The organism is Pseudarthrobacter xylosi, assembly GCF_055412765.1.
Genome location: NZ_JBVAYT010000010.1, coordinates 133,713 through 159,813 on the forward strand (window position 1 = coordinate 133,713; position 26,101 = coordinate 159,813).

Sequence of the window (26,101 nt, forward strand, 5' to 3'; positions counted from 1 at the left end):
CGGCTACATCAGCCCCTCAATCGTCCGGTCAATCCGCATCGCGACCTCTCGCACATACGCCAGCGCAGCCTGCGCGTCCTGGGGAAACTCGTCGCCGGCGTTGGCATGCCGGGCGATCTGGTTCACATTGTTCGACACCCGCGCCAACAACGTATGGATCGCCATCAGCTCAGCCATCGCCGCCTTACGCTCCGTCGGCGTCTCCGAACCCTCCGACAGGGCAGCGCTGATGAGCAGGTTCGGGACCGTCACCTGCTCCCGCGCCGCACGCGCCACCAAAGCAGCTTCCTCCTCGGCAGTGACCCACAGATCACGGCGCTTCTTCGACCCCGCAGGCCGGTTCTCCCGCCGCCGCTTGGAAATCCGGGAACGCGACACACTCTCCTCAGACACGCATTCCCCCAATCCCCACAAACGGCCCAGCGCAGCGACCCCGAAAACCCGGGGACCCACAAGCCAGTGTGCCAAACCCGACAACGTCAGCGGTGCAGGACACGCCCATTTACACCCGTGTAAATGTATAGCTTGCTCCGTCGCTTCTGGTTTTGCGACCCGCCGACCGGATGTCCCGGGTCCGGTCCCGCCCGGCAGCTAGGGTAGCCATGTCTACACGGCCAAACCTTGGGGGTAACCATGCTGGAAGATGACAAGAACCATGCGGTGCGCTTCGAAGCCGCCCACTACTTCGCGCCGACCGCCACCGCTCCGGGACGTGTCTCACTGGATTTCCACGTCGACCGCGAACCCAACGCCCGGCGCTACCTCGTGCTCGAGGCAACAGAGCGCCTCTCGGGTGACACCGACCAGGTCGCCGCCAGCATCGAATCCCTCGCCACCGGCCACCTCCGGCAGGCGACCGGGACGTCCGCCCGAATCCACGACGACGGGTACAGCATCACCCTCCAGGCGGACGTCCCCGCCGCCGCCGGCCACCCCACAAATGAGACCGTCGAGTCCCCCGCCGCCACAGAGACGGGAAGGTCGCTGACCGCACCGCAGTCAGCAGCGCTCCCCGAACTCGAACTCGCCATCCGCGGCATCCTGCCCTCCCACGAACGGCACCACACCCAAACCCTCGCCCTGCGAATCGCCAACAACCTGCCCACCCAGGCAGAGGTAGTCAACGCCTACTACCGGCCGACACTCGCCGAGGTCCTCGACTACCACGAACGCCGCATGAACGCCCGCATCGAAGGCCCTGACGAACCGGCCGTCCCCTCATCCCTGAAGACCAGCCACCTCTCCTTCCCCCAACACCCCTCCACCGCACTCAACCACCGCCCAGTCTCCACCCGCCCGACAGCGACGTCCTACGCCATCGTCCCGGGCGAACGAATCGACCTCGAACCCTAACCAACCCCACAGAAAGGCACCACCAAACCCATGGCCCTCGATATTGAACAGACCAAAGCACAGGCCCGCGCCCTCCTGGACTCACGCATCGAATCCGTCACGAACCTGGTCACCACCCGACAGCGGATCACCGACCTCCGCGAACAACTCGCCGACGCCGAACGAGACGACAAACGCGCCTACGTCCGCGCCACCAAAGACGGCTGGAGCCCCGACGAACTCAAAAAACTCGGACTCGAATCCGGCGCCGCAGCAAGCCGCCGGAAGCCGGCAACCACCCGAACCACCAACGAGGCGTCCCCGCCCTCTGATCGTGGGGCTTCCGGGGCTGAGTAAGGTTGCCCCTGGTCCACATGGGCACGGCAAAAGCTAAACTCCTTCGGGCTTTTCCCGCACCCATGTGGACGACCGGGCCCACCACACCGGCCGCACACAAACGCCAGCTCCCCGGATCCCGGAACCTCACCACCGGGACCGGCGAATGTGCACAGCTCGGAACGCCGCAACTCACCCACGGACAGGTTTCCCCTGGCCCCAGACAGCCGCCGCCGGCCCACCATCAACCGTGGCCGGTTTTCTTCCAGCAGGGACGACACACACCCGGCTGCGGGACGACATCCGGTACCGACAGAACCGTCACCTGGAGCTGGCGGTCAAGACCCTCAGAGAACTTTGGGCGTGTGGCCCTGCGGTAAGAGTCGCGGGCTGCAGGAGGACGCTTCGGCACCGCCCGCTTAGCTAGGGCCGCCTAATCCAGGCAACGAAACAGATCGGTTCCGCCGGCGATACTGCCTGGCCCCCGGACGACAAACGGCCGGCACTCATGTGCCGGCCGTTCGGTTTGTGCGGTGATGATTCTTAGCTGTCGGCGGCTAAGTCGCCTTCCGGGATCTGGCCTGACGCGATACTCTCCGCGGTCTTCGCGTAGGCCGCGTCGATGTACGCCGCGAGGTCATCTTCACGCACACGCCAGATGTTCCGGCCGCCGAACTGCGCGGCCCTCAGCTCCCCACTCCTCACCAGCGTATACATTGCCGGCATCCCCAGGTTCAGGATCTCCTGAACCTGGTCAAGGGACAGCATCCTGGGGAATGACACCGGCGCCGGAACCTGTATCTGGTGTACTTCTTCGGTCCGTTTTCCCATGGATTACGTGTCCTCGATCCGGTGCTGCATTTCATCCCTTGTCCGTTGTCCGCGTCGCAGCTCCCCGCTCATCACCGGGCGCCACGCTTTTCCGCCATTGTGCTTGCGCTGCAGACGCTTCACTTCACGCATCGTGGCCCGAACAATAAAGTCCGACACGCTCGCGTCACCTTCCAGCTGACCTGTCGCGAGGAAAGCCGCACGCACCTGCCCCGCCTCGTCCTCGGTGTAGTAAGGCGTAAACGCCGCAATCTTCCGTGGTTTCACCATGAACCCACACCACTTTTACTGCACAGCACCCAACACTTACGTTCACGGATGCCGACTCTCCAGGCGCTTATTCTCATGCCGAATAGACGCTGCCGAGCACGAACAAAGCAATGACGATGGCCACCGAAACCCACAGCAGATTGCGGGCTAATCCGACACGCGACTCCCATGCCTTCGGGTTCCTCTTGCCCAGTAAAACGCCGACTGGAACAGCTGCACAGATGATCGCCGCGCCAATGAAAGCAGCTGAAGTAAAGGCGTTACGTGCCCACAGGAACGCCGCGATCGTGCAGAAAACAGCCAGCGCAACCAGCGCAAAATCCTGCAGCCTCGTCCGTATCTGGGTTGTCATTTGTATTTCCTTCCGGACGTAGAGCCCGCCTGAATAGTGGTTGGTGGAAAACCTGGTGTCGGGGCCCAGCGTAACTGCTGGCCCCGACACTGGCACATCAGAACGGGGATTCAGAGTCGGTGCCGTTACCCCAGCCCCCGGCTGTGGCGTTAGCGGTCGGCAGACCCCATGGGTCTTCCTGCGGGGCCGGCTGCCCCGCTGGGTTGCCGTTCCCCCGGCCGCCGTTGCCGCCACCACCGGCTTGTCCGCCCTGGCTGCTGAGTTGGGTCCTGTTGACCTTGGCGTTCGCGTATCGGAGGGAGGGGCCGATCTCGTCGACTTCAAGTTCGATCACGGTCCGTTTCTCCCCTTCCTTGGTTTCGTAGGACCGGGACTTCAGCCGGCCGGAGACGATGACGCGCATGCCCTTAGTCAGAGACTCCGCCACGTTCTCGGCAGCTTCGCGCCACACCGCTGCCCGGAGGAAGAGCGTCTCGCCGTCCTTCCACTCACTGGAGGCCCGGTCGAAAGTCCGGGGCGTCGAGGCGACCGTGAAGTTTGCCACCGCAGAGCCCGAAGGGGTGAACCGCAGCTCGGGGTCATTGGTGAGGTTTCCGATGACGGTGATGGTGGTTTCTCCGGCCATGATGGTGACTGCCTTCCGTGAAGTGTCGTGATGGTTGTCGCGTGCTAGCTCGAAGGGGTCTGGCAGGGCTTCGTAGGGGTCCTCGAGGGGGACGTTGATAGTGCCTTCCGGGTTGGCATGGAGGCCAAACCAATCAGCATCGATAATTTGCCGGGGGCTGAGCGGGAACCGCTCCCCCACTGTCTCAGGCATGCTGCTTTGCTGCGCTGTGGCTCATGCCGGCCTGGACGAGCTTGTCCCGGCGCAGCCCTGACCAGTGGTCCTGGTCATCGGAGTTGTTCACAACCACAGGCGCCTGGGAGTAACCGAGCTCTGCGGTGATGTACTCCAAAGCGGCCGGGACTTCCGTGATATCCACGGACGTGTAGGTGATGCCGTTGGAATCGAAATAGTCCTTCGTTCGATCGCAGTTCGGGCACTCTGGCTTGGTGTAGACCGTGTAAGCGGTGGGTGAGGAAGTCATTTTCAGTACCTGGTTTCGTATCAAGATTAGTTTCGTTCGCCTGTCTGACTTGCTGCTTCAATTCTACCAATCATTCAACTGAATGAAAAGGCTTTTCAGCCCTAATTCTAGGGTATTTCGCCCTAATATTTGCTTCCAATAACGCCGCTGCAGCCGTGGTGGGTCCGTCAACTGACAGGCGTTTAGCCCCGCGCTCCTGGTCCTCGGAATAGAGCCGCTGTAGAAGCTGCCCACAGCGGCAGACCACCTTAGGCGCACTGGTCCTCACGCTTCCCATGGCCTGGTCCACGGAAGAATTGCCTTGCTTTGTAGTGCATTTTGGCGTGTTTGACGTACAAGGTGCATGGAAGAACTACGAAAATTCTCTGGGCCGGTCAAGCGCAAACGCTGAGGGCCGCACACACCCAGGTCATGACCAGTCCTGGAGGTTCGTCCTAACTCAAGCCCCGGCGGTTCTCAGCCGAGACATTCGACCTTGGCGAACTTTGCTTTGGGAGCGTCTATTACCGTGGAGATGGGGAAGACCCCCCTTGTCTCCGGGGTACAGCAGGATGGCTATCCGGCCGTCACTTCCACGTCGTTCCCGCCGTCGCCTTGTGTACTGCGCCGCTGCTGTCTACATAGACCTCGCAGCGGTAGGTCATATCGTGGACCTGGCCGTCAATTTCGAGTGAGCGAACATTGCCTGAGACGACGTAGAGGTAGCCGCCGTAGGCCTGCGTTGAGTTCTTGAGGCTGCTCGTGGACTTGAATTCCGGACTAGCCTCCGCGGGCAGTTTACTCACCACGGCCTCATGGCAGCCTCGGACGGCGCCCTCCGGTTCGAGCGCGTAGGAACGGGAGATGAAAATGCTGATACCGGCGACGATAATCGCCAGCACGCCGAGGACAATCGCAGCTTTCCGGAGTTTCAAGCTGGCGGGGATTCGCTCGACTAACGCGACGCCATTAATCCATTCCCCGGTTCGCCGGTAGCCGGCGACGCTGATGTGCGAGTCCGCCGACTTATGGTTGTCGGCTGTTTGCTTCTCATAGACGACATTGCCGTCCACGTCAGTGACCGTGATAGGCCGGGCACCGGTGAGTGTGTTGCCAGTGCCGAATCCTTGGCCGTCACGTTGGCCTGGTTCACCAAGCCTGGCGGTCAGCGGCATTTGATCAGTCATGTATCCCCCAAATATGAACGTGAACAGGCCAACCATTCCGCGGGCTTCACGCGGTGAACCTGCCAGGCATCATCCTATGGCGCGCTTGGTGAGCTTTTCAGCGGTATTGCTCCCCCAAGTGCCGGACGCGCGCCTGGCGCTCCCGGAAAGCGTCGGAGGGAATCGTCACATGCGGCGTCGCTGTGACGATTCCCTCCGACGCCTAGCCAACCAGGGGTTCTGCCCACTCTGGAGCGGGACGCCGAACAGACTTACGGCACAGCACGGCGGGCCGTGGGGCAGGTGGTGCACTAGCAGGCACGTCAGATTATTGTGTGCTTGGAGACTGTAGAAGTTTCCCTAACTTATGAGCGCTTGTGGCGTTGTGGCCGCGTGGAGAATGGGCGTCATTGTCAAGGGAACTCATTCTCAAGGAATCATGGGGAACCATTTTTATGGAACTCTGTGTAACATTTTTAGCCATGAGTGTTATTCTGAGATTGTTCTAACGGTTACAACGAAGGTTGGCATCGGAGGGAAACCCTGACAGGGCACCAGAATTGAAAGAGGCGCCGGCGAGAGTTAGAGCTCTCGCCGACGCCTGGGTGAATGGCTACTAGACCGGCCAGTTGCCAACAGCATGAACAAGCATTGAAAAAGCCACGGTGATCTGTGCGCAGTCCTTGAGAAACTGCACAGTCATTGTGGCTTTTTCGCGCCATTCAGACGGCGGTCTGGCCTTTTTCTTGATACCCATATTTCACCCCCCTTCCTTTGTTGTTAAAACTCCCGGAAGTGGGATAAGACAAGCTTACCGGATCTATTGTTCGGCAAACCGTCAACGCTAATGTTGCCCGCCGGATTACCGAAAAATCAAGCCGCTGGGTACTTATACGCCTAGTGGCTAATATTGTCTAATGACCTAATTAGCTCCCGGCTTATACCTAGAGGCCAGAGTGTGGAACAGGAAGCCATCCTCTATCCGTAGCACCGGCGGCCAGCCCAAGCTGTGCCATTGGCATCAGGCATTCCTTAGCCATGCCGCGAAATTGGGGGAATTATGGATGAAGTTCAGGGACCTGCGATGCCCGGGGTGCAGGATGCCTCTGAACTTCGTAAACGCAAATATGGTCGCATCATCATCATTTCCGTGTTGGCTGCTGTACTGACGCTCGACGGCGCCGGTTTTTTGGCGGCAAATCTTTCTGCACAGGCCGAGCAGCGGGCTGAGGCAGAGTCATCTGCTGTATCGGCCTCGGCCGCAGCTTCCGCCGAGGCGTCGGCATCCGCGGCCGCAAAAAGGGCGGCTGACAACGCTGCCAGCGCCGCTCGTGCACAGGCACGCGGTGTTGCGGAGGAGGCGAGGAAGGCAGCGGAGCGGGCGGATAGCGAACTTAGGCAGATGGAAGCTCAAGGGTGGACGTCCGCCGGCAATCAGGTGTACTTCCAATATCTCAGCGACTCCGAGTTCACCTGCGGAAGGTGGAAAAGCACCTTTTTGGATGTCGCGTCAATGGCTCCGAACGGCTGCCCCGGCGGGATCTATATGGCCGTGAGTATCGATAGGGGCGAGGGCTCTATAGGTTCCACGAACGAGATAACCGCGGGTTTGCCAACAGGAAAGGTCGCCCGGGTGAAACTGGAAGACACCAGCAATCAGGGTGACGGGTTTCAAATCACCAAGATGAACTGCCATGGGTGACTACGGGTATTGATGATTCTGGTTTCCTGGGCCGGATGGTGGCGGTGAGCCTCCCTACTCAGCTACCTTCGGGCATTGCGTCGGTGCCCGGGTTTGTGCGTCTCCGGATGATGGCCGCTGCGCCCACTTTGGGAGGCTGCTCATGCCACCGGCAAGCACGATAATTGCGGTAGGCATGAGCGCAGCCGCCACTGCGAGGTCGGGCAGCGTTTCGACTGGCCAGCAGCATATTAACTATCTGCCGCCCCGGCGTGTTTTGCCGGGGACACAAGAAGGGCCGGCTGTTAGGCCGGCCCTTCTGCGTTCTCCTCGGCAAAGGAAATCTATCGATTCAGCCTAACTGAATATTTCTTGTCCTGCGTGCGGCTGCCCGGTGGACGTCGTTGTCCCTGGTGGCGCGGCACCCGGTTGAGCGGTCAGTGGTGGTGCGTTACTTGGCGGTCCGCCGCTGGTGAGTGGCTGCTGTGGTTCGCCCTGGGCGGCGGACCGCCCGCTTTTGGGAGGTTCCCGGCCCTGTCGTGGCGAGTGGTCGGGGGCCTTGCCGGGCGGTGGGGGTTCCGCCCGGCAAGGGGTTCTTTCTTATGCCGCTTCGGTTTCTTCCTCGGCTGGCTTGCCGCTGTCGATGATGATCTGTTCAACCTCGCTTGGCGTGTATCCCCAAGTGACCAGCTGGTTCAGGTAGTCCCGGTGGGTCTGGGACGGGGATCGCCATGAGTCCTTCGCGATCGTCTTTTCGTAACCGGCGCACACGAGAGCAATCAGGGAGAACTCGGGCCGTGCCGTGGATTTGCCCACGTGATCCCGCAGTGGGTTCCATCCCCACCGGTCGGACTCTTCTGACTTCGCGCCGATCATTTCTGCGGCCACCGTTCCTTCGTAGCCGCTGGCCGTTTCGGAATTGTGCGTGATCGCGTGCACGGTGAAGTACTGCCAGCCCTTCGGAGCCTGCTTCCTGGCCAACAGGTTCTTCACGAACTCCCGGCGCACGGTGGTGGCCGACACCATGGCCTTGTTGTTCTCGATCAGGGTCTTCCGCTCGGCCTTCTGCTCCTCGGTCATGGGGCCTTTCTGGGCGTTGCTTCCGCCGTCGTAGCGTTCGTACCTCGGCGTGAAGCCCAGTTCCTTCCATCCGGTGATGGCAGGAGTGGTGTTGTGCTGGCCCCGGTAGTCGGTGCTGACCACATAGGCGTTCGCGTCCTCGTCGGTGGCAGGTTCCCCGTCTGCCCGTTTGGCCGCCGAGACGTAAAGGTTCTCTTCGTCGGCGTAGTGACCGGCGTCCTCAACGACGGTCTTGCCCTGGGCTTCCAGTTCGGCGATCAGCGTGGCGAGTGCGGCGGCGCTTTCGCGCTGGTCGCGGAGCAGCTGGGCGACGTGGAGCAGCTGCTCCGGTTCGTCCATGATGACCGATTCCAACTCAGCGGTAGCGTCCTCGTCCCCTTCGAACTCGGCCATGATGAGAGCTTCTTCGATGCTCCACCCTTTGCCCAGGGCGACATCTCCGGCCTGTGATGCCTTGGCCTTCAACGCTCCCTCGACGGTCGTCTTGGTCCGTCCGGTCTTTTTTGCGATTGCTGCCGCCGAGACCCCGATCAGGGACAGCTGGTGGTACGCCTCCGCTTCGTCTGCCTCGGTCAGTTCCGCGCGCTGGATGTTCTCCACCACCTGCGTCACGATCCTTTCCGCTTCGTCCGGGCTGTCGGTGACCATGACAGGGATCAGAGGGCGGGCGGCTTCCACCGCTCCACGGGTGCGGCGCTGTCCCATCAGCACGTGCACGGTGCCGTCGTCCTTACGGTGAGCGATCACCGGTTCCAGTACGCCGTGTTCCTTGATGCTGGCTACGAACTCCTTGGTCAGCCCGACGTCCTTGCGGACGTTGGTGTCCACGGTCAGGGTTGCCGGGTCGAGCCATTCGAGTACGGGTGTTGCGTTCATGGTGTTGCTCCTTCTTGCCGAGAAGTTGGGTGAGTGGGGCGACCAATGGTGACCGGCCAGCTTCCCCTCTCCCCCGTTGTTTTTTGGTTGCTGGCAAGCTCGCTTGCTCGGCGGCCGACGGAGCCCTGTCTACCTCCAGGCAAGGGGGGGAAATTCCCGAAGGAAATCAGCGACGCAGGAGCGCCGGAGGGAAATTCACCCGCCGCAGGCCCCGACGAAGGAGGGGCTAGACAGGGTGGAGCGGACGCCTAGAATCCGAAGGACAGCAACCAAAAAACGTCGAAGACGTAGACAAAGGTCATGACGGGCAGGAGCTCTGCGACGGACCGGCAGCACCCAGCAGCCGGCCGCGCAGCGGACGCCCGAACACTGGTTGAAGCGCAGCGGAAACCAGGGCGAGCCCGGCGAGCCTGCCTTAAGACAAGAGAGCCGGCACCTGGGGCGCTGGCTCTCTTGTTTCCCTCGGCAAGAGGAAGCTTGTGGTGCAGCGTCGGCGCTGCGTGGGGGTCACGGCTCGTCGAGCCGGTGGTCTTCCAGTGGCCGGTCTACCGGTCCGATCACCGGGCCGGCAGTCAGCAGACTCAGCTCCAGGATGTCTTCGAGGGGGCTCGTGTCCGGGGCAACGGCATCGTCCTCTGTCATGCGGAAGTATTCGGCCACGCTCAGGACTCCTTGGCTGTGTAGGGCAGCGGTGTCCTTTCACAGTATCGGCAGTTCCTGCGGTCTGGCTGAAAGTCGCTGCGCCCGCGTCAGCGTCAAATGCGGCCGGCGGAGCGAAGCGGGGGAGGCCGCCGCGCCCCTGGGAGAGATCCCCAAGGGGAAGGCCGGACCCGCGGGGGTCCGGCCTCCTTCGGTTAGCGGCTCAGGCGGCGATCATAGGCCTTCTTGGGGTCCCGGCTGCAGTCGGCCAGCAGGCCACGGTTGACCAGTTCGGCCAACAACTCCGCGAGCCGGTACTCGGCGACGTCTTCCAGTGCCAGTTTGAAGTACCTGGCGGCGAAGCTGGACTTTCCTTTGAGCCATTCCAGCCATCCAATCAGGCACAGCATAGGGGCGCGCTGCCCTTCGGGAGTTGCTTTCATCAGTTCGAAAGCGACTTCCTGGGCGGTGTCCACGCGTGCCCAGTCGGGGCGGTTGAGGAAAACGCCGAGCATGACGGAGGTGAACTGATCCGGGGCGTTGGTGATGATGTCGGTCATCAGGTAGTCCCGGATGGTGGGGTGCTGGAGTGCTCCTGCGAGTTCCTGCGCGGTCTGCGTTGTCAGGCTCTTGGGGTTTTCCAGAACCTTGGCCCATGTGGCGCGGCTGGCCTCCAAGTCCTCGGGCCATCCGTCCGGTTTGTGGGCGGCGATGGTTTCGCGGGCTCCCGCTTCGCCGGTGAACGGCGCCGGTGGGGTGAATCCGGTGACGTTACTCCCCCGGTAGATCATGGCGGCGTTTCCGTTGCTGGTGGTGATGGCGTCCAGCGGCTTGTCGGGGCAGCAGATGGTGTCCTCGCACAGGTAGTTCCGCCACAGTTCGGAGGTCACCAGCCACGCATCCTTCAAGGGCATCCCTGCCGTCTCCAGTTCGGTGCGCAGCGCCTGTACGTGCTCGGAGTACGGGCGCGGGTTTTCGACGGTGTCTTCATCCGTGTAGATGACCAGCAGGCTGCCGGTGGCGGATTCGTCGGCGGTCAGGTAGCTGACGACGGTTTGGGCGTAGGCGCCCGGTTCCAGCCCAAACGGGGCATCCATGCGGAGGGTGGCGCCGAGCTTGTTGCCCTGCATGGTCAGCGCGACGAAGGATTCCTTCGGTGCCTCGCCCAGCGTGTGCGGGATGAAGGCCAGGATGTCGGCCGGGCCGGTGAATTTGATGAAGTCGTTCATGGTGTTGCTCCTTCTTGCCGAGAAGTTGGGTGAGTGGGGCGACCAATGGTGACCGGCCAGCTTCCCCTCTCCCCCGTTGTTTTTTGGTTGCTGGCAAGCTCGCTTGCTCGGCGGCCGACGGAGCCCTGTCTACCGCCAGGCAAGGTGGGGGAAATTCCCGGAGGAAATCAGCGACGCAGGAGCGCCGGAGGGAAATTCACCCGCCGCAGGCCCCGGAGGAACGGAGGGGCTAGACGGGGTGGAGCGGACGCCTAGAATCCGAAGGACAGCAACCAAAAAACGTCGAAGACGTAGACAAAGGTGATGACGGGCAGGAGCTCTGCGACGGACCGGCAGCACCCAGCAGCCGGCCGCGCAGCGGACGCCCGAACACTGGTTGAAGCGCAGCGGAAACCAGGGCGAGCCCAGCGAGCCTGCCCTTGCCCTGGTTCCCACGGATCCCGCACAAGGCCGGCCCCACCGAAGTCTTGCCGCCTGCACCACGTGACCCTCCCGGATCCAACGGCGGGAACGGCGGTCCGCCGCCGGCAACCACCCACCAGGCCGGCCACCAGCGGCGGACCGCCCGCACACTTTCAGGTTCCGTCTGTCGAGAAAGCCGGGTACTCACTTACTCATTTGAGTATCTGAGTAAGTGAGTACCTTTGCTTGTTAGTTCATCGTGGAGCGGTGTTCCGCAGCGAAGAGGACAGCCACGATCTCGTTGTGCCAGTCCAGCGCGGCGTACTGCCGGGTTGTCTCCAACAGTGAGGGGTGCACGTGGGCGTCGCTGGTCACGACGTCGGCCATGCCCCTGATGTCGCGGCGAGGTCTTGGGCGGCCTCCGGGCTGTAGGTCACCGGGGACTTCGCAACGAGGTCGGCCAGGGTTTCGAGGAACACGACGGTCTGGGCGGTGGTTTCAGCGGTTCGGTTTGTCTCGGTCATCGTTCTTGGTCCTTAGCTGTGGATCGGTGGGGGTGGGGCCTTGCCGGGCGGAGGCTGTCCGCCCGGCAAGGCCGTTCGGCTGAGGGTTAGGCAGCTTCCTGGTACATGGAGGGAATCCGGTAGCGGCTGGGCAGTTCGGCGGCGGCTTCGGGCAGGTCTGCCGGACCTTGGGCCTGTCCGTTCTTCCACTGGTAGAACGCCTGTTCGCTGATCGCTTCCCAGAACCGGGCCTTGGTCCGATAGAACGTGCAGCTCACGTCGCCTTCGCAGTACGTGGCCATGCCGAACAGGTTGCCGATGCCGTCGGCGGTGCGGATCCCGGCGACCATAACGTAGGGCCAGTGGCCCAGGTCCCAGCCGTCGCATCCCCAGCTGGGTATCACGGCCCAGCCGTGTTCGCCGATAAGTTCCATCCAGTCGTAGCCGCCGTTCATGTGGTAGTCGCCCAGCACGGTAACCCCGTCGATCGTTTCGCCGGTGTCCACGGTGGTCACCGTCTTGATGGTGATTGCGTTCATGGTGCTGCTCCTTCTTGCCGAGAAGTTGGGTGAGTGGGGCGACCAATGGTGACCGGCCAGCGTCCCCTCTCCCCCGTTGTTTTTTGGTTGCTGGCAAGCTCGCTTGCTCGGCGGCCGACGGAGCCCTGTCTACCCGGGAGGGCAAGGTGCGGGAAATTCCCGAAGGAAATCAGCGACGAAGGAGCGCCGCAGGGAAATGCCTGCGCCGCAGGCCCCTGGAGGAACGACAGGGGCTAGACCGGGTGGAGCGGACGCCTAGAATCCGAAGGACAGCAACCAAAAAACGTCGAAGACAAACAGGACCGGACACGGCGGAGCTCTGCGACGTCGGGGCCGGGCCCAACAGCCGGCCGCGAAGCGGACGCCCGTCTACCTGGTTGAAGCGCAGCGAAACCAGGGCGAGCCCGGCGAGCATGCATCTTCACTGGGACGTGTCAGGCTGGGTTGGTACGGTGGAATGGTCCCCCCTGGGTTCCCCCAATCCCAGGCGGGACATTCTTTGCCAGAAGGAGAGATGGACTGTGGGACTGCGAAGCTTCTTCACCCGGCGCCGGGAACCAACTGCAGCGGAGCCCTCCGCCGTCGTGGTGGCCACGGAACGCGAGCCGCTGACGCCCGCGCAGCTGGCAGACCTGGAAGCAGCGTGGGCCGAACTGCAGCAGGCGGCCACGGAAGCAGGCGTGTCGTTCCATGCCTGCACGGGGGACGGCAGCCGCTGGCAGGACGACCCGCAGTCCGTACGGGCCATGGCGGAGACCATAAGGAACACCCAGAAGTACACCGCCGAGGGCATCCAGTACGGCCCGCAGCGCTAGAAACGGCCCGTCCTTTAGGCTGGGCCCATGAGCGAGTCCATCCCGCCGGCTCTGCAACCACCGGTTGCTGTTGCCCTGGCGAAACTCGTCAAGACATTCCCGCCACCCGGCGCGCTGCCAGGCGTAATTTATGCGGAACCCAAATGGGACGGGTACCGGACGATCGCCATCATAAATTTTGACGGGGTGACGCTCTGGTCCCGTCAGGGCAAAGAGCTCACACGCGTCCTGCCTGACCTGGCCGCAGCCCTCGGGGCTCAGGTCCCGCCCGGTGTCGTCCTCGACGGCGAAGCCGTTATCTGGAATAGGGATCGGCTGGACTTTGAGGCGCTGCAGCGGCGCATGGTCGCCTCCAGGGCGGCTCTGCCGGCGCTGGTGAAGGAGTTGCCGGCCGCGTTCGCGGCCTTCGATGTTCTGGCCGTCGCCGGGCAGGACGTCCGCGGCGTCCCGTTCGCCGGCCGCCGGCAGCTGCTCGAAGAACTGGCCCGGGAATGGGCCGCCCCGCTGGCCCTCTCCCCCACCACCACAGACCCGGAACTGGCCAAGACTTGGCTGAAAGACTTGCCCGCCACAGGGATTGAAGGGTTGGTCTTCAAGGGAGGATCGCAGACATATGACGCCTCGCGCTCCTGGTTGAAGTTGAAGCACAAGAACGTTCTGGACGTTGTCTGCGCGGCCGTCATAGGGCCCTTGACGCAGCCCCAAGCGATCATCGCGGGCTTGCCCATTGATGGGCAGCTGCGGATCGTCGGCCGCTCTACAGTCCTTTCAACACGTGCAGGGCGCGAGCTGGGCCGCAAGCTCCGCCCAGGGCAGCCCGGGCACCCCTGGCCCGAAGAGATCAGCGAAACCTCGCTGAACAGATTCAGTAAGGACAAAGGCCCGGTGCACCTAACGCTGATCGAACCGCTCGTGGTCGAAGTCGCGGCCGACGTCGCCTGGTCCGGCATGTCGTTCCGGCATCCTCTGTCTTTCGTGCGCGTCAGACCCGAGCTGGATCCCGCCGCCGTCGAACTCCCGCCGCACATCCAAGACCGGTAACCCCTGTAAGTCGCGTTGGACGGGTTGTGCCCACTGGGGGCAGGTGGAGCCCTCCGCACAGCTCAAAGCTGTCCCCATTGAGTACAAGCCGTTCGTTGTCAGACCCCTCCCCCATACTGAAGATCTGCGGCTTAACCGGCCGCTTTTTATTGGCGTGTCTATTCGAATATATGTTCTAAGGTTGTGCTATGGGACCGGAACAAGCCAGTGCGCTGCAAGCGCAGTATGCGCGGCGTGCCGGCCCAATCGGGCTGACTGTGGAAGAGCTCGATTTCGAGCATTTCCCGGCCAAGAACGGGTTCCCGGGGATCCCGGTGAAAGCGTGGATCCGGTTCCCGAACTGCGCGGAGCTGGTAGACGGCGAGGTATACGCCTGGACGGCGAAAGCCGCGGAAGTGACGTGGAAGGACGGTCCGGTGACCTATCGGACCTGGGTGTGGAGTTCGGCGGTAACGCGCCGGGAAGAAATGATGAACAGGAATTTGGGAGAGCGGACCGGCCGTGACAGTAACAGCAAGTGAAACAGCCCTGGACACCCCCGTGGATGTCCGGTTCACCCCTGCCGGGCACCCCCTGGCGGTGAGGTATAACGGTCGCATATGGGCCGTTATGGCCGATCCGGTGCACTGGTTCGCCCGGGAGTCCTGGTGGGACACCAGACGCCGGGCAGCAGTGGGCAGCGGTGACTTGGTGAGCGTCGAATACTGGCGGGTCCAGGTTGGCCTGGCCTCGAACTCCGCGCTGCGTACGTTCACGCTGCGCCGTGATCCGCTCTCCACCCAGTGGCTCCTGGAGTCCATCGCCGATGGCTATTAGGCACCGGCGACACTCGGGCGCGAGCCGAACAGCGATGAGATATGGGCAGTTACTGCCGGAGTGCATCACTGACAACTGGTCCCGGCTATGCTCGAGATTACCGGCTGGCGCGGAGCCTTTGTGTCGGCTGGCAAGGTGAGATGGGACCGAGTCATGTCCCCCGGTGTTGCCGACTTCAGCTACCGGCGGGACTACGTTGCTGCGGACGATTTCGCCAATGCTTCCAGCGAAGTCGAAGACGCCATCAAGTGCGAGTGGAAGCGCGTAAACCCAGGAGTGGGTGTCAGATTTACCGTCAAGGACTCAGCATCGTCAGATCGCCCCGACAGCGGGCTTCAGCCAAAGCACCCGTCTATCACTTGGCCATTCGCCGCCGCAGCGGAACCATCGATCCGGGCCGATCACTGCACTTTTGCATCCTAACGGAGCGCATGAATCCAGACTTCCAGCTCGGTAATCTGCCAACGCTCAGCTGTTGCTGTCCCATGTCTGAAGGTGTTCTGTAACGGATGGCGCTGCCTTAACTAAGGCACTTCGCCAGTTCAGCTTGCCGGCATTTTGCAGTTGTCCGATCACAACAATTGGATGGACGCCATTGGCGTCTGCAACGGAATTTACCCAGTCCTGTCCCACTCTCGCTGGAACTTTGGGCATTTTGTGAGGCTGCACCCACGAAGCGGCAAGTGCGTTTGCTTCTTCTTCCACAGCGGCTTCCGCATCCTCTGCTGCGTCGTCGATCACCAGACCGTTTCGGATGTGGTCGAGCGAAACGTGGGCTGTCTCATGGAGAAGGGTGAAGAGCACTTTATCCATTCGCTGTCCCCGCCCTGAAAGAGCAATGACCGGCATGTCGTCAAGTAGAAATGAGGCACCGTCAATTTTGCTTGAAGGGAAAGCTTCGACGTAGACGAGCCGGACTCCTACGGAAGAGAAGGCTTGAGGCAGGTCTGCAAAAGCTTCCGGTTGCCTCACTTGCTGACTCAGCTTGGAGCCCAGTTCGTTAAGGCCAGATTCGTTGAAAGGACCAACGCTCTTTTGTTCCGCCTTTCGGTAGGCGCAGGCGAGCCACGTCATCTGAATGGAGGTTACGTCCTCGTCCTGGTTGCTCCTTCTAGCAGCCATGGGGAGACGCGGCTCATCAAAAATGCTTGTCATCCCGAACAGGGCGCAAAGCTGTTCAGCTTCGCCATGGGGGTCTGTCGCAGTTATTAGACCCCTTTTTTTCAGAATGGAGACCGGTGCCAGTTCATTGGAACGGGCCCGGAGCTTTACTTCCTCAAGTTGGCGTTGAACGCCCCGGTTTTGCCTTTGCTTCCACAGGTAGTAGGAGTCCTGGAGCTTAAGCCACATTTCGGCGCTGGTGCCGAGTGCAGCTCCTATCTGCGCAGCGGATTCCCTAGTTATTTCCTTCTTTCCGGAAACAATCTCGGATACGAACTGTGGAGGACGTCCGAGAATCTCGGCAAACTCAGCTTGAGTCCATCCCCTCGCTTCTAGTTCATCCGCCAGGTATCCACCTGCGGGAAAAGCTTCGGCGAGTACGGCAGTCATCTCCGGCACCTCCCCTTCATTGGTAGTGGTTACTTAATTCAATGACCACGGCCACCCTGTCACCTTCAGTTACGAAGGTCAGGATGAGCCGGAATTTGTTATTTATTCGGATCGAAGATTGGCCCTTGCGGTCGCCTGCCAGCTGCTCGAGATGCAGCGACCGGATGGCTCGCAGGTCCCTTTCGTCGGTTGCCGCGTAGAGGAGCTGGATCTTCTTCCGATATGCAGTGATGACATCGGGGCCCCATTGCTTTGTGCGTAACTTGCGTCTTCCGCTAGCCGGCGGAGGTCTTCGTCCTCAAAGTCTACACGCAACGCGCCCCCTTGTCATCACCCTAAGGGTGATGCTGCCGTGCCATATCACTGCAAATTACCGCTCAAGCTTAGTTGCCTGCTGGAAATATGCAGACCAACATCACGTAATCACCTTAAGGGTGATACTCTTTAGACAGATATTAAGGGGAGTGCCGCAGACAGATGCGGCCCAGCTCCCTGGAAGAGAGGTGAAAGCAGTGGCAAAGAACACCGGCAAAGGGCACCGCACAGGTGCCGTGAAGGGCCGCAGCGAATTCAAGCACGGCACGACCTGGTTCAAACGCGACACCAAAACGGGTCGCGTACTCAACGGAAGCACTAAGCAGCACAAGGGCGTCCGCAACGAAAAGTAACACCCAACCCGGCGGCCTCTGCCGCCTGCACTAATCGACACTCTCTACACAGAACGGAGGCCATCATGGCCACCTCCACTTTTCACATCAACATCGACGGCAAGCGATACCCGACGTCCGACGACGATCAGCAGGCAGCATCGCTGCTTCGGCTCGCTGGCCGCAACCCGAAGACCCACGACCTATTCCTCACCACCAAGCACGGCATCGAGGAGCGTATCCGAGACGAGCAAATCGTCAATTTGAAGGATGGAGACAAGTTCACCACTCGCCAGAAGGTGCACTTCACGATCGACGGCGAGCCTCACACGTCCTTCGACGACGACCAGGAAGCCGCCGCACTCCTACGGCTCGCAGGAGTCGACCCGGCAAGCTACGACCTCGCCCGGATCGTCCCCACGGGCGGCAGCGAGACGTTCCGCGATGCGGACGTCGTCAAGATCAAGGACGGCGACGAGTTCGTGACCGCCAAACACGTCGGTGGTGTCGCGTGAGCGACCTGCCTGCGCTGAGCATGCAGGCACAACGTTTCATGGATGACATGGCCTCCGTCGGTGCCCCGGTGAGAGCCGAAGAGAACCGGCTGATGTACGAGGTCATGGCGATCGGAGGAGCTCTGGCTGGCCAGAACATCTCGACCGGCGTGAGCCTCTCGGAGGTGCAAGGCTGGCCTCTGACCCCACCGCACTGGGTGCACCTGCCCGACTCAGTCGCCTTCGCCGAAACCAACATGGACGAGACCGACTGCCCGGCGGGGTGGAAGCGTCATTCTCGCGAGTTCAACCTTACTGACACATCAGTGTCTCCAGCTCTCGCCTGGCTCCGGCATGTGCGTGGTTTCATCTCGCTCGCGACCCCGATGGCGGCCTGATATGCGCTACTCCGTAGCCATGACGGGCGAGGCCGAGACCGCGATGCTCAAGCACCTGATCCGCGAGGACGGCCAAGAGGACGTACTCGCCGCCACCTACACCTTCTCCACGGGCAACGAACGGACTACTGCAGTCATCAGGTCGGTAGTCCTTCCGGGCAATGGCGACCGCCTGGTGCACGGGAACGCGTCATTCACTAGCACCTATGTGATACGTGCCGCCACAGAGGCCCAGGCACGTGGCGAGGGCCTGGTGCTGCTGCACTCCCACCCTGGCGGTAATGGCTGGCAGCACCTCAGCGGAATGGACCATGACACCGAGTCCGACTACGAGCGCGTCGCCCGAGGGTTCACCAAGATGCCGCTCCTGGGGATGACACTCGCCGGGCATGACAAAGCCTGGTCCGCCAGACTCTGGTTCGACCGCATGAAGCCGACCTGGGCGGAGTCGGTGCGTTCGGTATCGCCCAAGTTCTCTGTCACCTGGAACAACGCGCTCAGACCAATACCGGCCGTTACTGCCTCACAGGTGCGCACAGTTTCCTCGTGGGGTCACCGCTCGCAGGCTTCTATCTCAAGGCTCCGTGTGCTCGTTGTAGGTTGTGGAAGCGTTGGCCTTGACGTTGCTCAACGACTCGCCGCGACCGGGCTCGCCCAGGTCGGGGTGATGGACTTCGATGCAGTCGAAACTGTAAACCTGGATCGCATGATCGGGGCAACTCGGCTCGACGCAGCACTCGGCCGATCAAAAGTCGCCGTCGCAGCCCGCCTAATGAATTCTGCCGCGACGGCGAAATCGTTTAGAGCGGTTTCTCACGAAATGAGCATCACCGATCCCGAGGGGTTTCGCGTAGCTCTCGACTACGACATCGTCATTTCCTGCGTCGACCGCCCGTGGGCTCGCGCGGTGCTGAACTCGTTGGCGTACGCCGACCTCATTCCCGTCATCGATGGCGGGATCGCTCTCGACGCCTTCCCCGACGGGCGTCTCCGCAGCGGAATCTGGCGCTCACACACTCTCGTCCCGGGGCGCCCCTGCATGCTCTGCCTCGGGCAACTCGATGTCGGCGAAGCCACCCTCGACCGGCAGGGGCTGCTGGATGATCCGAAGTACATCGCGGGCGCCGGACACACGAAACAGACACGGCAGAACGTCGCGGCCCTTTCTGCGAGCGTGAGCGCGGCACTGCTCGCCCAGTTCGTCAGCCTGGCTGCTCACCCCGGAGGCCGGGGCGTTCCCGCCCCATTGCGCTACATGCTCGCACACCACGAACTTGAGCACTCTCCAGCAACTACCGGCGCACACTGCCCCTACGAGTACGAGACGACGAGCGCAGACAACCGCACTCCACTGACTGACCACCAGGACGCCTGGCGCCGCACCGTGGACGAACGGAAATCCCGCCGAGTGTCTCTCCGATTGCGCGCACTTGCCGTCAGCGAACAGATACTGATGCGCGCGATCAGCCGCCTCCACTAGAGCCAGTTGGTGTGTAGCGGGCGTTTACGTTGCGTTTGCAGGGAGGATTCCCCTGCCATCAGATAACCAGCGCCGTCCCACTTCCTTGGAACTGAGACGGTGCTAGCTGCCGCGCATTGCCCAGACATAATTGCCTCATGGGCTACTCAGAGATTGTTTCCACGGCGGCGTTTCTACTGGCGCTTTTCGTGGCCTGGCGGACTTGGCGCTGGGATCGCCCCATCGTCACGGTCTCTGGAAGACAATGGCTGGGCGGCTTGGGAACGGCTGAGCGGGACAAAACCTCCTTCAGCGTCGAAGTCGCCAACAGAGGCAACCACGCCACACAGATTGTCTATGCCTTCTGGCACGTCGAGCGCAGAAACTCTCCCATTCAGGCAATCCCGGCCTCTCATGGGGGAGGCGGGATCCAGTCTCTGTTCCAAGCCCCCAGCGCCTCAAGGGAGCCAGCGTTTCCTTTCATCCTTGACCGGAACCAACGGGAAGCCTGGGACTTTGAGATGAGTCTCGACGGGCTTCGGGACCGCGAAGCCATTACTCGTATGAGGCCAGCGGTGGAGCTCCTATCACGCAAGGACCACCATGTTGTCTACGGAACCTGGCAACAGCCCAAACTTCCATAGAAAGGCTCCGGCCCGTCGCGAACAATGGAACAGGATCCGGCGCTAACGGCCATCTCGACGCGGCACGCCAGGTTCTGGCTGTTTTGGAGACCAGGACCTAGCATCGCCACAGTCGCGCCGGTACCGGTTGTTCTGGATAGGGTTGCACCACTAATCCACTGGCGCAGGAGCGAAAATGACCGAGTCAGACGAGCAGCCGGCGCTGAGATCTTTTGAACTTACGGAAGAACAGTTGGCGGTGCTGCCGCCTTCCATGGGTGGACCCCGACGAAAGACACCGCGAAAGCCCCATGGGCCGTGGCAAGATCCGCCGGAACTCTTGATACCCAACAACGAGATGACTGATGAACTGTGGGCCGCTTGGGAACGGCCTTTGGACCACGAGAAAATACCCTCAAACACGCGAAAAGTCGCGCTTATGTTGTGGCGTCGGGACGGAAATATCTGTCAGGTATGCGGACTCAGCGTGGAGATCCATCTTCGTAAGAATCACCCAGGAATGGCCAGCCCCGACCACATAGTTCCTCTTCGCCGTTACGATCCAAAATACGATGCCTCCCATTTGAACGTGTGGGGCAATGTCCGTCTCACGCATCTTCACTGCAACACAGCCCACCGCGACTTCAGCGCTGAACTGATTGCAGTCGCGGACTATCGTCAGATGTTGCGAACGGCGACACGAGAATACAAAGCCAGAGGCATCGCCCGTCCGCCTGAGACAGGCTGGACGCACCTCCATTCGCCCTACGTAACTCCGGCCTGGGAGCTGGAGCAGGCGACAGGCCGGCCCAGGGGCGCCTTTGGCGAAGAATGGACGACGCCGCTCACGCCCACATGATCGTTGCCTTCGGGGCCGTGCACTCCAGTCCACCCGCCGCTATGGCGCCCGCGTGTCGAAATCAGCGGAGTTGGGCTGGCCAGGATCACCATGAAGTTATGAACGAAAACCCAGAAGAACTCACATGGTCAACGAACCCTAATTTCCCCGGGCATGCGGAACGCCAGGATGAAGGGGAATGGCGCGTCTGCCGCAGCGATGGGGCGCAAGTCGGCTTCATCCTGGCTACGAACACCCCCGGGATTTTGAGGTCGCATCCGTTCCCCACGGGCCAAGCCGCAAATCCACGCTGGTTGAAGTAGAAGGCTTTCAAGAGGCACTGGCTCACTGCTTAGAGAACTTCCGCCCGAGCCCCATATAGCTGGTCCCTTGTCGTCCCGTCCAGCAGGCAACATCCCCTAGACGGCCCCTCACGAACAATGGAACAGGAATGTCCCGCTTCCTTTGAACCGGGACACTCTTTGTGGGGCACTCCCCCAATGCACCGGGGGGCTGGTCAGAGCGGTCGTCCGTAGGGGTAGTCGACCCAGGCTCCGGCACCTTCTTCCGGGCACGCATGGTCTGCACCGTTTACCGTGCTCCAGTAGTCCGCGGGGAAGTGGGCTCCCTGGAGGACGGCGTTCAAGTCGACGCCATACTCCTCGCGCCCGTCGGCGAATCGCGCGTCATATCGAATGCTGCGATAACGACTCTTCAGCCACCGACGTATCTTCCACGATGCAGTGGCTCGGATAGCAATCGGCATTTGTGAACTCATGCCTTCATCCTCGACTGTCCGTCGGTCCTTCTGTTGCGAACCGCTGATGAAAGGCTCAACGGATAATCGAACAAACGTGTCCCACTTCCTTAGAACCGGGACACTCCTAGTGGGACACTCCCCCGCGGGTCGGGATCGTCTAAACGCCGCGTAATCTGGCTGTCCCGTATGTTGTTCCAAAACTCCCGCCACAATCACCTGTCACAGGGACAACTTTCGGTACGGTTTAGGCATGCAGATTGGTTATGCGCGTGTATCAACGGTGAAGCAAGACCTCGCCCGGCAGTTGGATGCCTTGGCGGCCGCCGGCATCGAGACGATCTTCTCAGATAAGAAGTCCGGCGCCACAAGGGATCGCGCGGGGCTCCACGACGCGTTACGTCACGCCAGAGCCGGAGACGTGCTCGTGGTCCATACGCTGGACCGGCTGGGGCGCACAGTGCGGGACACCCTGAACCTGGTCCACGAACTGAAGGAACGCGGCGTCGGAGTCCGCACCTTGGCTGATCCCCTTCCTATCGACACTTCCAACCCGAACAGTCCGATGGCTCAGCTAGCGGTTGTCCTGCTGGCACTCTTCGCGGAGATGGAACGGACCTACGCGGCAGAACGGGCCTCACATGCCCGGGCGGTGGCATCTGCCAACGGCCGGCGTACGGGACGGCCTTCCGTGATCGATGCCGATAAGCTCGAACACGCCGCCTTGCTGCGGGACAAAGGCTTCTCCATGAAGGAGATCACTGCCAAGACCGGGCTGAAACGCACCACCCTTTACCGGCACCTGCCACCCCGCTCCTCCGCCGCTTACCTGGTAACCGATAATGCCCTTTGAGGCGGAAACGTTGAGTTTTCCCTGACCTACGGTGGAACGTTGGTCGTGGCGTTGCTGATGTTTCTGCTCTCCCTCCGAGGAAACGGTGGACATTTTCAGGTGCTTATCAGCATTAGAGGAAAGGGCCTCTGACCGCACCGCTTCAGTGGTGTTCAGGCCAAGGTTTTTGGGCGCTTCGAGCATGCGTAGCGACTGGGCCTGCACTTCGATGATGCGTTCCCGTTCTTGGGCGATTGCCTCGGCCACAGCTGCCCGCTTCTCTGCCCGAACGCCTTACGGGCTACCGGTGGGTAGCCACCCATTAGCCACCCAAGAAGCCCAAAGAGGCGGGCAATGAAACGCCGAAGCACGGTTTCGGAAATTACTCGTCCGGGGTTCGCGTTAACTTTCTAACGCCCCAGGTCTTCTGGGCGGCGTTGCAGTCTCTCCGAGGCTTGGACAGCTGGCCGTATTGCGGCCCTATCCGGGAGAGGGGGTGGTGCGCTTGGGAAAGCATGTCAGGAAATCTTCTGTGGAAACGCAAGAAGCCGCGGAGCGGTTACGGAGTTTGGACTGTACGTAAACCTCTTCGCGGCTTTCTTGCATCTTGTATCTGTGACAATCAAGGACCGGCTTTTCAGCTAGCCCTACCGGTAGTGGTCCAGTTCCAGCTGGGCCACTACTTCTTTAACACCGCAATGCGGATTGAGTGCCATACCGCTAACAACCGTTGCTGGCTTGCTTTGTATTCCCACGAGCACATCCATGCTGACCGTCCCCACGATATCTCAGAGAAACCCGGCTCTCATGGGGGCTGCCCGACAACACTCGCCGCTGGCGCTGCCTCCCCGGCTAATTTTCTCCGTCGGCTCGTGGTCGCGGCCTTCGTTGTCTGGTCTCCGCCACGCGGGCCTGGGTTAGTTCATCGCGTAGCTGGGTGATTTGGCCCTTGTAGGTTTCGTGGAGGTCTTTGACGCGTTGCTCTCCGTGGCTGCGTTCACGTTCCACGTCAGCTCGGGCAGCATCTCGTTCGGCCGTCAGTGTTGCCGCGGTGCTGCGCATCCCGGCAACCGCTTCACGGGCTGCCTCAACGTCGGCCCGGGCGCCGGCCAGCTGGTCACGTGCCTCCGAGGCGGCGGCTTCCTCGCGTTCAGCACGTGCGGTTTGTGCCTCCGCGCGGCTTTCCGCTGCTGCGGCACGCCGCTCTGCTTCAACACGTGCCTTCTCCTCTGCACCGGCCCGTTCGATGGCGGCGTCGCGTTCCTGTTCAGCCTGGTTCAGTCGCACACGGACAGCGTCCACGTCGGTCCGCAGACCGGCAATCTCTGTTTCGGCTTCTTGTCGTTCAGCGGCAGCCGATGCCTGGGCTTGCTCGAGGTCCCGGGCCAGCTGGTCTTCCCTAGTCTGCGCAGCGGCCAGTTCCTCCTGGACGCCCGCGAGATCCTGGGTGAGTTGCTCGCCGGTTCGGACTGCTTCCTCGGCGGCCGCGTCGGCTTCTTCCTTATCGGCCTCCGCGCGGCGTTTAGCCTGCTCGGCCCGGGTGGCCCTCGCGTTCGCGGCCGCTACCTGCTCGGCCGCCTCACTTGCCACCGATTCGATCTGGGCTTCGGCTGCCCCTGGGTCCCCCACCGTTCGCAGCTCTTCCACGAGTGCGGTCAACTGCTGGCCCAGGTGCTCAATCATCCCGCTTACCTGGCCGGTGATCTCACTGGCCCGCTGGCGTGCGGAATCCACGGGGCGCGTCTCCGGCTCTCGGGCGTTGTCCTCGCCGGTGCGTTGACGTGCGCGCCACGCTGAAGCGCGGTTATGAGAGGGGTCATCGCAGTATTCAGGGGGCCTGCCCGTGCCCGCATCTGATGCCATCGCGGGCCGCTGACATCCCGGAAAGCGGCAAAGCCGCGCTGCTACTTCGACCATATTTTCACTCATGACTTCATGATACAGCCTTTCGTTTTCGTCTGAAAGATGAAACATAACGAAATACGAAATACATAACTAAATATGAAACGGTAGTGACGCCAGCTCCCGTGAGCAGACGTGTCAGTTTTCGAAGTGGTCTGCACAAAATGTTCAAAGCCGTCTGCACTGCACAGCTGCCGCCACATGCGGTCCGAGTTTTCCGAGAATGGTTCCCGTGGCGACGGCGCACCCTGGACCCAACAGCCGGCCGCGCCAGCGGACGCCCGAACACCGGTTGATGCGCAGCGGAACCCGGACTGATGGGTTGTGCCCACTGGCGGGCAGGTGGAGCCCTCCGCGGAGCTCAAAGCAGTCCCCATTGGGTACAACCCGCCCCGTCCGCACAGACCCCGGCCCTCCCTGCGTAGGCTGCAAATCCGGTATGGATGAGGAATGTCCGAGCCTGCGAGTACACTAAAGAAATCGAACATATATTCGAATAAAGGTGTGTTGTGGGCGTTATTGTCGGTCCCCGCGTGATAGACGCGGGAGTCTCTTTGTTGTCGGTGCTGATCTCCCCGGTGCCGGTCGCGGCGGGGTACCCGTCGCCGGCGCAGGACTACTTTGATGGCCGGATCGACCTGAACGAACACCTGATCAAAGACATCACCAGCACCTACGTCGTGCGCGTCTCCGGGGACTCGATGGAACGCGCCGGGATCAGTGACGGCGACGAACTGATCGTGAACCGGGCACTGGAGCCGCGCGACGGGTGCGTGGTCATCGCCGTTGTGGACGGGGAACTGACGATCAAACGGCTGCGGATCACCGCCGCCGGCGTGGTGCTCCAGGCCGAGAACCCCTCCTATCCGGACATCCGGGTGCCGGCCCTGTCAGACCTGGTCATCTGGGGTGTCGCCACCAGGTGCCTGCACCATGTCTAGTACCCGTTCTTCCGTTAAACGCGAACCTTGCACCCTGTCCGGGGTGTGGGATGTCTAAGCCGGCGCTGATGCGGCACATGCCGCAGATCGCGCACGTGGACGTGAACTGCTTCTACGCCTCCGCGGAGCGAGCGTTCGACCCGTCCCTGGAGGGCAAGCCCGTCATTGTGCTATCCAACAACGATGGCTGCGCCGTCACCCGCTCCCCCGAAGCCAAAGCCCTCGGCATCCCCATGGGCGAGCCCTGGTTCAAACTCGCACCCCGGGCCAAGGAATGGGGACTGGTCGCCCTGTCCAGCAACTACGAGCTGTACGGGGACATCAGCGCCCGGGTCATGGAACTGCTGGGCCGGTACTCGGCCTGGCTGGAGGTCTACAGCATCGACGAGGCCTTCCTCGGCGTCAAAGGCACCCCCGACGAACTCCTCACCCTCGGCCGGGCAATGAAGGCTGCTGTCCGGCGGAACGTCGGCGTGCCTGTCTGCGTCGGGATCGCCGCCACCAAGACGTTGGCGAAGCTGGCGAACAAGTGGGCGAAGAATAACCCTGGCTTCGGCGGGGTCTGCCACTGGGACTCCATCCCCGCTCAGGAACGCGAAGGGCTCATGGGCCGGCTCTCCGTCATCGAGATCTGGGGCGTCGCGACCCGGCTGACCAAACGCCTGAACTCGATGGGAATCTTCT

General features: G+C 61.8%; 33 protein-coding genes. 16 read left to right on the top strand and 17 right to left on the bottom strand.

What is annotated here, in order from left to right; genetic code table 11:
* Window positions 1-3: 3 nt before the first annotated feature.
* Entirely contained in the window at window positions 4-393 is a 390-nt protein-coding gene (locus tag ACZY1F_RS18850; RefSeq protein ID WP_463943872.1) for a MobC family plasmid mobilization relaxosome protein, read from the bottom strand.
* 240 nt (window positions 394-633) lie between these two features.
* Here ACZY1F_RS18850 and ACZY1F_RS18855 point away from each other — a divergent pair, with 240 nt between their 5' ends.
* Together ACZY1F_RS18855 and ACZY1F_RS18860 are read left to right on the top strand one after the other, a co-directional pair.
* Window positions 634-1,353: a hypothetical protein gene (locus ACZY1F_RS18855; RefSeq protein ID WP_463943874.1), complete on the top strand. Its 720-nt coding sequence runs from the start codon at window positions 634-636 to the stop codon at window positions 1,351-1,353.
* Between the two features lie 30 nt (window positions 1,354-1,383).
* Window positions 1,384-1,689 (top strand): hypothetical protein, encoded by a 306-nt coding sequence (locus ACZY1F_RS18860; protein WP_463943876.1) that lies wholly within the window; start codon window positions 1,384-1,386, stop codon window positions 1,687-1,689.
* A 522-nt stretch (window positions 1,690-2,211) separates the two neighbouring features.
* On the opposite strand, the gene ACZY1F_RS18865 is transcribed toward ACZY1F_RS18860, so the two are convergent.
* The 7 genes from ACZY1F_RS18865 to ACZY1F_RS18895 all read right to left on the bottom strand — a co-directional run bounded on the left by ACZY1F_RS18865 (window position 2,212) and on the right by ACZY1F_RS18895 (window position 6,111).
* Window positions 2,212-2,499: a helix-turn-helix domain-containing protein gene (locus ACZY1F_RS18865; protein ID WP_463943878.1), complete on the bottom strand. Its 288-nt coding sequence runs from the start codon at window positions 2,497-2,499 to the stop codon at window positions 2,212-2,214.
* Between the two features lie 3 nt (window positions 2,500-2,502).
* On the bottom strand, window positions 2,503-2,769 hold the full coding sequence (locus ACZY1F_RS18870; protein ID WP_463943880.1) for a ParB family protein: 267 nt from the start codon (window positions 2,767-2,769) through the stop codon (window positions 2,503-2,505).
* Between the two features lie 73 nt (window positions 2,770-2,842).
* Window positions 2,843-3,121, bottom strand: a complete 279-nt coding sequence (locus ACZY1F_RS18875) for a hypothetical protein (protein WP_463943882.1) — start codon at window positions 3,119-3,121, stop codon at window positions 2,843-2,845.
* Between the two features lie 97 nt (window positions 3,122-3,218).
* Window positions 3,219-3,746: a single-stranded DNA-binding protein gene (locus ACZY1F_RS18880; RefSeq protein ID WP_463943938.1), complete on the bottom strand. Its 528-nt coding sequence runs from the start codon at window positions 3,744-3,746 to the stop codon at window positions 3,219-3,221.
* A gap of 184 nt (window positions 3,747-3,930) precedes the next feature.
* Window positions 3,931-4,209 (bottom strand): glutaredoxin family protein, encoded by a 279-nt coding sequence (locus tag ACZY1F_RS18885; RefSeq protein WP_463943884.1) that lies wholly within the window; start codon window positions 4,207-4,209, stop codon window positions 3,931-3,933.
* 566 nt (window positions 4,210-4,775) lie between these two features.
* On the bottom strand, window positions 4,776-5,363 hold the full coding sequence (locus ACZY1F_RS18890) for a hypothetical protein (RefSeq protein ID WP_463943886.1): 588 nt from the start codon (window positions 5,361-5,363) through the stop codon (window positions 4,776-4,778).
* A gap of 607 nt (window positions 5,364-5,970) precedes the next feature.
* Window positions 5,971-6,111 (bottom strand): hypothetical protein, encoded by a 141-nt coding sequence (locus ACZY1F_RS18895; RefSeq protein ID WP_463943888.1) that lies wholly within the window; start codon window positions 6,109-6,111, stop codon window positions 5,971-5,973.
* Window positions 6,112-6,414: 303 nt separating this feature from the next.
* Here ACZY1F_RS18895 and ACZY1F_RS18900 point away from each other — a divergent pair, with 303 nt between their 5' ends.
* The gene (locus ACZY1F_RS18900; RefSeq protein ID WP_463943890.1) at window positions 6,415-7,056 is read left to right on the top strand and encodes a hypothetical protein; all 642 of its coding nucleotides are present in this window, start codon (window positions 6,415-6,417) and stop codon (window positions 7,054-7,056) included.
* Between the two features lie 579 nt (window positions 7,057-7,635).
* Here ACZY1F_RS18900 and ACZY1F_RS18905 read toward each other — a convergent pair.
* The 6 genes from ACZY1F_RS18905 to ACZY1F_RS18930 all read right to left on the bottom strand — a co-directional run bounded on the left by ACZY1F_RS18905 (window position 7,636) and on the right by ACZY1F_RS18930 (window position 12,303).
* The gene (locus ACZY1F_RS18905; protein WP_463943892.1) at window positions 7,636-8,991 is read right to left on the bottom strand and encodes a ParB/RepB/Spo0J family partition protein; all 1,356 of its coding nucleotides are present in this window, start codon (window positions 8,989-8,991) and stop codon (window positions 7,636-7,638) included.
* Between the two features lie 507 nt (window positions 8,992-9,498).
* Window positions 9,499-9,651, bottom strand: a complete 153-nt coding sequence (locus ACZY1F_RS18910) for a hypothetical protein (RefSeq protein ID WP_463943894.1) — start codon at window positions 9,649-9,651, stop codon at window positions 9,499-9,501.
* A gap of 194 nt (window positions 9,652-9,845) precedes the next feature.
* Window positions 9,846-10,859, bottom strand: coding sequence for a DUF4192 domain-containing protein (locus ACZY1F_RS18915; protein ID WP_463943896.1), 1,014 nt, complete (start codon window positions 10,857-10,859; stop codon window positions 9,846-9,848).
* Window positions 10,860-11,510: 651 nt separating this feature from the next.
* On the bottom strand, window positions 11,511-11,648 hold the full coding sequence (locus ACZY1F_RS18920; RefSeq protein ID WP_463943898.1) for a hypothetical protein: 138 nt from the start codon (window positions 11,646-11,648) through the stop codon (window positions 11,511-11,513).
* Entirely contained in the window at window positions 11,633-11,785 is a 153-nt protein-coding gene (locus ACZY1F_RS18925; protein WP_463943900.1) for a hypothetical protein, read from the bottom strand. The genes ACZY1F_RS18920 and ACZY1F_RS18925 overlap by 16 nt, the downstream gene beginning before the upstream one ends.
* A gap of 86 nt (window positions 11,786-11,871) precedes the next feature.
* Window positions 11,872-12,303 (bottom strand): hypothetical protein, encoded by a 432-nt coding sequence (locus ACZY1F_RS18930; protein WP_463943901.1) that lies wholly within the window; start codon window positions 12,301-12,303, stop codon window positions 11,872-11,874.
* 521 nt (window positions 12,304-12,824) lie between these two features.
* Between ACZY1F_RS18930 and ACZY1F_RS18935 the strand changes: the two genes are divergently transcribed.
* The 4 genes from ACZY1F_RS18935 (at window position 12,825) to ACZY1F_RS18950 (ending at window position 14,975) form a co-directional block, all read left to right on the top strand.
* Window positions 12,825-13,118: a hypothetical protein gene (locus ACZY1F_RS18935; RefSeq protein WP_463943903.1), complete on the top strand. Its 294-nt coding sequence runs from the start codon at window positions 12,825-12,827 to the stop codon at window positions 13,116-13,118.
* Window positions 13,119-13,145: 27 nt separating this feature from the next.
* Complete coding sequence (locus ACZY1F_RS18940; RefSeq protein ID WP_463943905.1) at window positions 13,146-14,159, top strand: ATP-dependent DNA ligase; 1,014 nt, start codon at window positions 13,146-13,148, stop codon at window positions 14,157-14,159.
* Between the two features lie 188 nt (window positions 14,160-14,347).
* A complete protein-coding gene (locus tag ACZY1F_RS18945; protein WP_463943906.1) occupies window positions 14,348-14,680 on the top strand; it encodes a hypothetical protein in 333 nt (110 codons plus the stop codon).
* A complete protein-coding gene (locus ACZY1F_RS18950; protein WP_463943908.1) occupies window positions 14,661-14,975 on the top strand; it encodes a hypothetical protein in 315 nt (104 codons plus the stop codon). The genes ACZY1F_RS18945 and ACZY1F_RS18950 overlap by 20 nt, the downstream gene beginning before the upstream one ends.
* Before the next feature lie 468 nt (window positions 14,976-15,443).
* On the opposite strand, the gene ACZY1F_RS18955 is transcribed toward ACZY1F_RS18950, so the two are convergent.
* Together ACZY1F_RS18955 and ACZY1F_RS18960 are read right to left on the bottom strand one after the other, a co-directional pair.
* A complete protein-coding gene (locus ACZY1F_RS18955; RefSeq protein WP_463943909.1) occupies window positions 15,444-16,526 on the bottom strand; it encodes a HigA family addiction module antitoxin in 1,083 nt (360 codons plus the stop codon).
* 16 nt (window positions 16,527-16,542) lie between these two features.
* A complete protein-coding gene (locus ACZY1F_RS18960) occupies window positions 16,543-16,758 on the bottom strand; it encodes a type II toxin-antitoxin system RelE/ParE family toxin (RefSeq protein WP_463943940.1) in 216 nt (71 codons plus the stop codon).
* Window positions 16,759-17,038: 280 nt separating this feature from the next.
* Between ACZY1F_RS18960 and ACZY1F_RS18965 the strand changes: the two genes are divergently transcribed.
* The 7 genes from ACZY1F_RS18965 to ACZY1F_RS18995 all read left to right on the top strand — a co-directional run bounded on the left by ACZY1F_RS18965 (window position 17,039) and on the right by ACZY1F_RS18995 (window position 22,595).
* Entirely contained in the window at window positions 17,039-17,194 is a 156-nt protein-coding gene (locus ACZY1F_RS18965) for a hypothetical protein (protein WP_463943911.1), read from the top strand.
* Window positions 17,195-17,259: 65 nt separating this feature from the next.
* A complete protein-coding gene (locus tag ACZY1F_RS18970) occupies window positions 17,260-17,688 on the top strand; it encodes a hypothetical protein (protein ID WP_463943913.1) in 429 nt (142 codons plus the stop codon).
* Window positions 17,685-18,065, top strand: coding sequence for a hypothetical protein (locus ACZY1F_RS18975; RefSeq protein WP_463943915.1), 381 nt, complete (start codon window positions 17,685-17,687; stop codon window positions 18,063-18,065). Before ACZY1F_RS18970 ends, ACZY1F_RS18975 begins: the two co-directional genes overlap by 4 nt.
* Window position 18,066: 1 nt before the next feature.
* Window positions 18,067-19,545 (top strand): ThiF family adenylyltransferase, encoded by a 1,479-nt coding sequence (locus tag ACZY1F_RS18980; protein WP_463943916.1) that lies wholly within the window; start codon window positions 18,067-18,069, stop codon window positions 19,543-19,545.
* A 137-nt stretch (window positions 19,546-19,682) separates the two neighbouring features.
* Entirely contained in the window at window positions 19,683-20,168 is a 486-nt protein-coding gene (locus tag ACZY1F_RS18985; protein ID WP_463943917.1) for a hypothetical protein, read from the top strand.
* A 175-nt stretch (window positions 20,169-20,343) separates the two neighbouring features.
* Window positions 20,344-21,006: an HNH endonuclease gene (locus tag ACZY1F_RS18990; protein ID WP_463943919.1), complete on the top strand. Its 663-nt coding sequence runs from the start codon at window positions 20,344-20,346 to the stop codon at window positions 21,004-21,006.
* Between the two features lie 989 nt (window positions 21,007-21,995).
* Entirely contained in the window at window positions 21,996-22,595 is a 600-nt protein-coding gene (locus tag ACZY1F_RS18995; protein ID WP_463943921.1) for a recombinase family protein, read from the top strand.
* A gap of 831 nt (window positions 22,596-23,426) precedes the next feature.
* Here ACZY1F_RS18995 and ACZY1F_RS19000 read toward each other — a convergent pair.
* Window positions 23,427-24,308: a coiled-coil domain-containing protein gene (locus tag ACZY1F_RS19000; protein ID WP_463943923.1), complete on the bottom strand. Its 882-nt coding sequence runs from the start codon at window positions 24,306-24,308 to the stop codon at window positions 23,427-23,429.
* Window positions 24,309-24,985: 677 nt separating this feature from the next.
* Here ACZY1F_RS19000 and ACZY1F_RS19005 point away from each other — a divergent pair.
* Window positions 24,986-25,417 (top strand): LexA family protein, encoded by a 432-nt coding sequence (locus ACZY1F_RS19005; protein ID WP_463943925.1) that lies wholly within the window; start codon window positions 24,986-24,988, stop codon window positions 25,415-25,417.
* 50 nt (window positions 25,418-25,467) lie between these two features.
* On the top strand, window positions 25,468-26,101 hold a 634-nt coding region (locus ACZY1F_RS19010), incomplete at its 3' end, for a Y-family DNA polymerase (RefSeq protein ID WP_463943927.1).

What these genes read in the sequence shown, in the direction of transcription:
- ACZY1F_RS18885 (WP_463943884.1), bottom strand. Translation starts at nt 4,209, where the DNA reads ATGACTTCCTCACCCACCGCTTACACGGTCTACACCAAGCCAGAGTGC.
- ACZY1F_RS18860 (WP_463943876.1), top strand. Translation starts at nt 1,384, where the DNA reads ATGGCCCTCGATATTGAACAGACCAAAGCACAGGCCCGCGCCCTCCTG.
- ACZY1F_RS18995 (WP_463943921.1), top strand. Translation starts at nt 21,996, where the DNA reads ATGCAGATTGGTTATGCGCGTGTATCAACGGTGAAGCAAGACCTCGCC.
- ACZY1F_RS18875 (WP_463943882.1), bottom strand. Translation starts at nt 3,121, where the DNA reads ATGACAACCCAGATACGGACGAGGCTGCAGGATTTTGCGCTGGTTGCG.
- ACZY1F_RS18880 (WP_463943938.1), bottom strand. Translation starts at nt 3,746, where the DNA reads ATGGCCGGAGAAACCACCATCACCGTCATCGGAAACCTCACCAATGAC.
- ACZY1F_RS18865 (WP_463943878.1), bottom strand. Translation starts at nt 2,499, where the DNA reads ATGGGAAAACGGACCGAAGAAGTACACCAGATACAGGTTCCGGCGCCG.
- ACZY1F_RS18855 (WP_463943874.1), top strand. Translation starts at nt 634, where the DNA reads ATGCTGGAAGATGACAAGAACCATGCGGTGCGCTTCGAAGCCGCCCAC.
- ACZY1F_RS18980 (WP_463943916.1), top strand. Translation starts at nt 18,067, where the DNA reads ATGCGCTACTCCGTAGCCATGACGGGCGAGGCCGAGACCGCGATGCTC.
- ACZY1F_RS18990 (WP_463943919.1), top strand. Translation starts at nt 20,344, where the DNA reads ATGACCGAGTCAGACGAGCAGCCGGCGCTGAGATCTTTTGAACTTACG.
- ACZY1F_RS18870 (WP_463943880.1), bottom strand. Translation starts at nt 2,769, where the DNA reads ATGGTGAAACCACGGAAGATTGCGGCGTTTACGCCTTACTACACCGAG.
- ACZY1F_RS18930 (WP_463943901.1), bottom strand. Translation starts at nt 12,303, where the DNA reads ATGAACGCAATCACCATCAAGACGGTGACCACCGTGGACACCGGCGAA.
- ACZY1F_RS18940 (WP_463943905.1), top strand. Translation starts at nt 13,146, where the DNA reads ATGAGCGAGTCCATCCCGCCGGCTCTGCAACCACCGGTTGCTGTTGCC.
- ACZY1F_RS18955 (WP_463943909.1), bottom strand. Translation starts at nt 16,526, where the DNA reads ATGACTGCCGTACTCGCCGAAGCTTTTCCCGCAGGTGGATACCTGGCG.
- ACZY1F_RS18925 (WP_463943900.1), bottom strand. Translation starts at nt 11,785, where the DNA reads ATGACCGAGACAAACCGAACCGCTGAAACCACCGCCCAGACCGTCGTG.
- ACZY1F_RS18945 (WP_463943906.1), top strand. Translation starts at nt 14,348, where the DNA reads ATGGGACCGGAACAAGCCAGTGCGCTGCAAGCGCAGTATGCGCGGCGT.
- ACZY1F_RS18915 (WP_463943896.1), bottom strand. Translation starts at nt 10,859, where the DNA reads ATGAACGACTTCATCAAATTCACCGGCCCGGCCGACATCCTGGCCTTC.
- ACZY1F_RS18905 (WP_463943892.1), bottom strand. Translation starts at nt 8,991, where the DNA reads ATGAACGCAACACCCGTACTCGAATGGCTCGACCCGGCAACCCTGACC.
- ACZY1F_RS18890 (WP_463943886.1), bottom strand. Translation starts at nt 5,363, where the DNA reads ATGCCGCTGACCGCCAGGCTTGGTGAACCAGGCCAACGTGACGGCCAA.
- ACZY1F_RS18900 (WP_463943890.1), top strand. Translation starts at nt 6,415, where the DNA reads ATGGATGAAGTTCAGGGACCTGCGATGCCCGGGGTGCAGGATGCCTCT.
- ACZY1F_RS18985 (WP_463943917.1), top strand. Translation starts at nt 19,683, where the DNA reads ATGGGCTACTCAGAGATTGTTTCCACGGCGGCGTTTCTACTGGCGCTT.
- ACZY1F_RS18895 (WP_463943888.1), bottom strand. Translation starts at nt 6,111, where the DNA reads ATGGGTATCAAGAAAAAGGCCAGACCGCCGTCTGAATGGCGCGAAAAA.
- ACZY1F_RS18970 (WP_463943913.1), top strand. Translation starts at nt 17,260, where the DNA reads ATGGCCACCTCCACTTTTCACATCAACATCGACGGCAAGCGATACCCG.
- ACZY1F_RS18920 (WP_463943898.1), bottom strand. Translation starts at nt 11,648, where the DNA reads ATGGCCGACGTCGTGACCAGCGACGCCCACGTGCACCCCTCACTGTTG.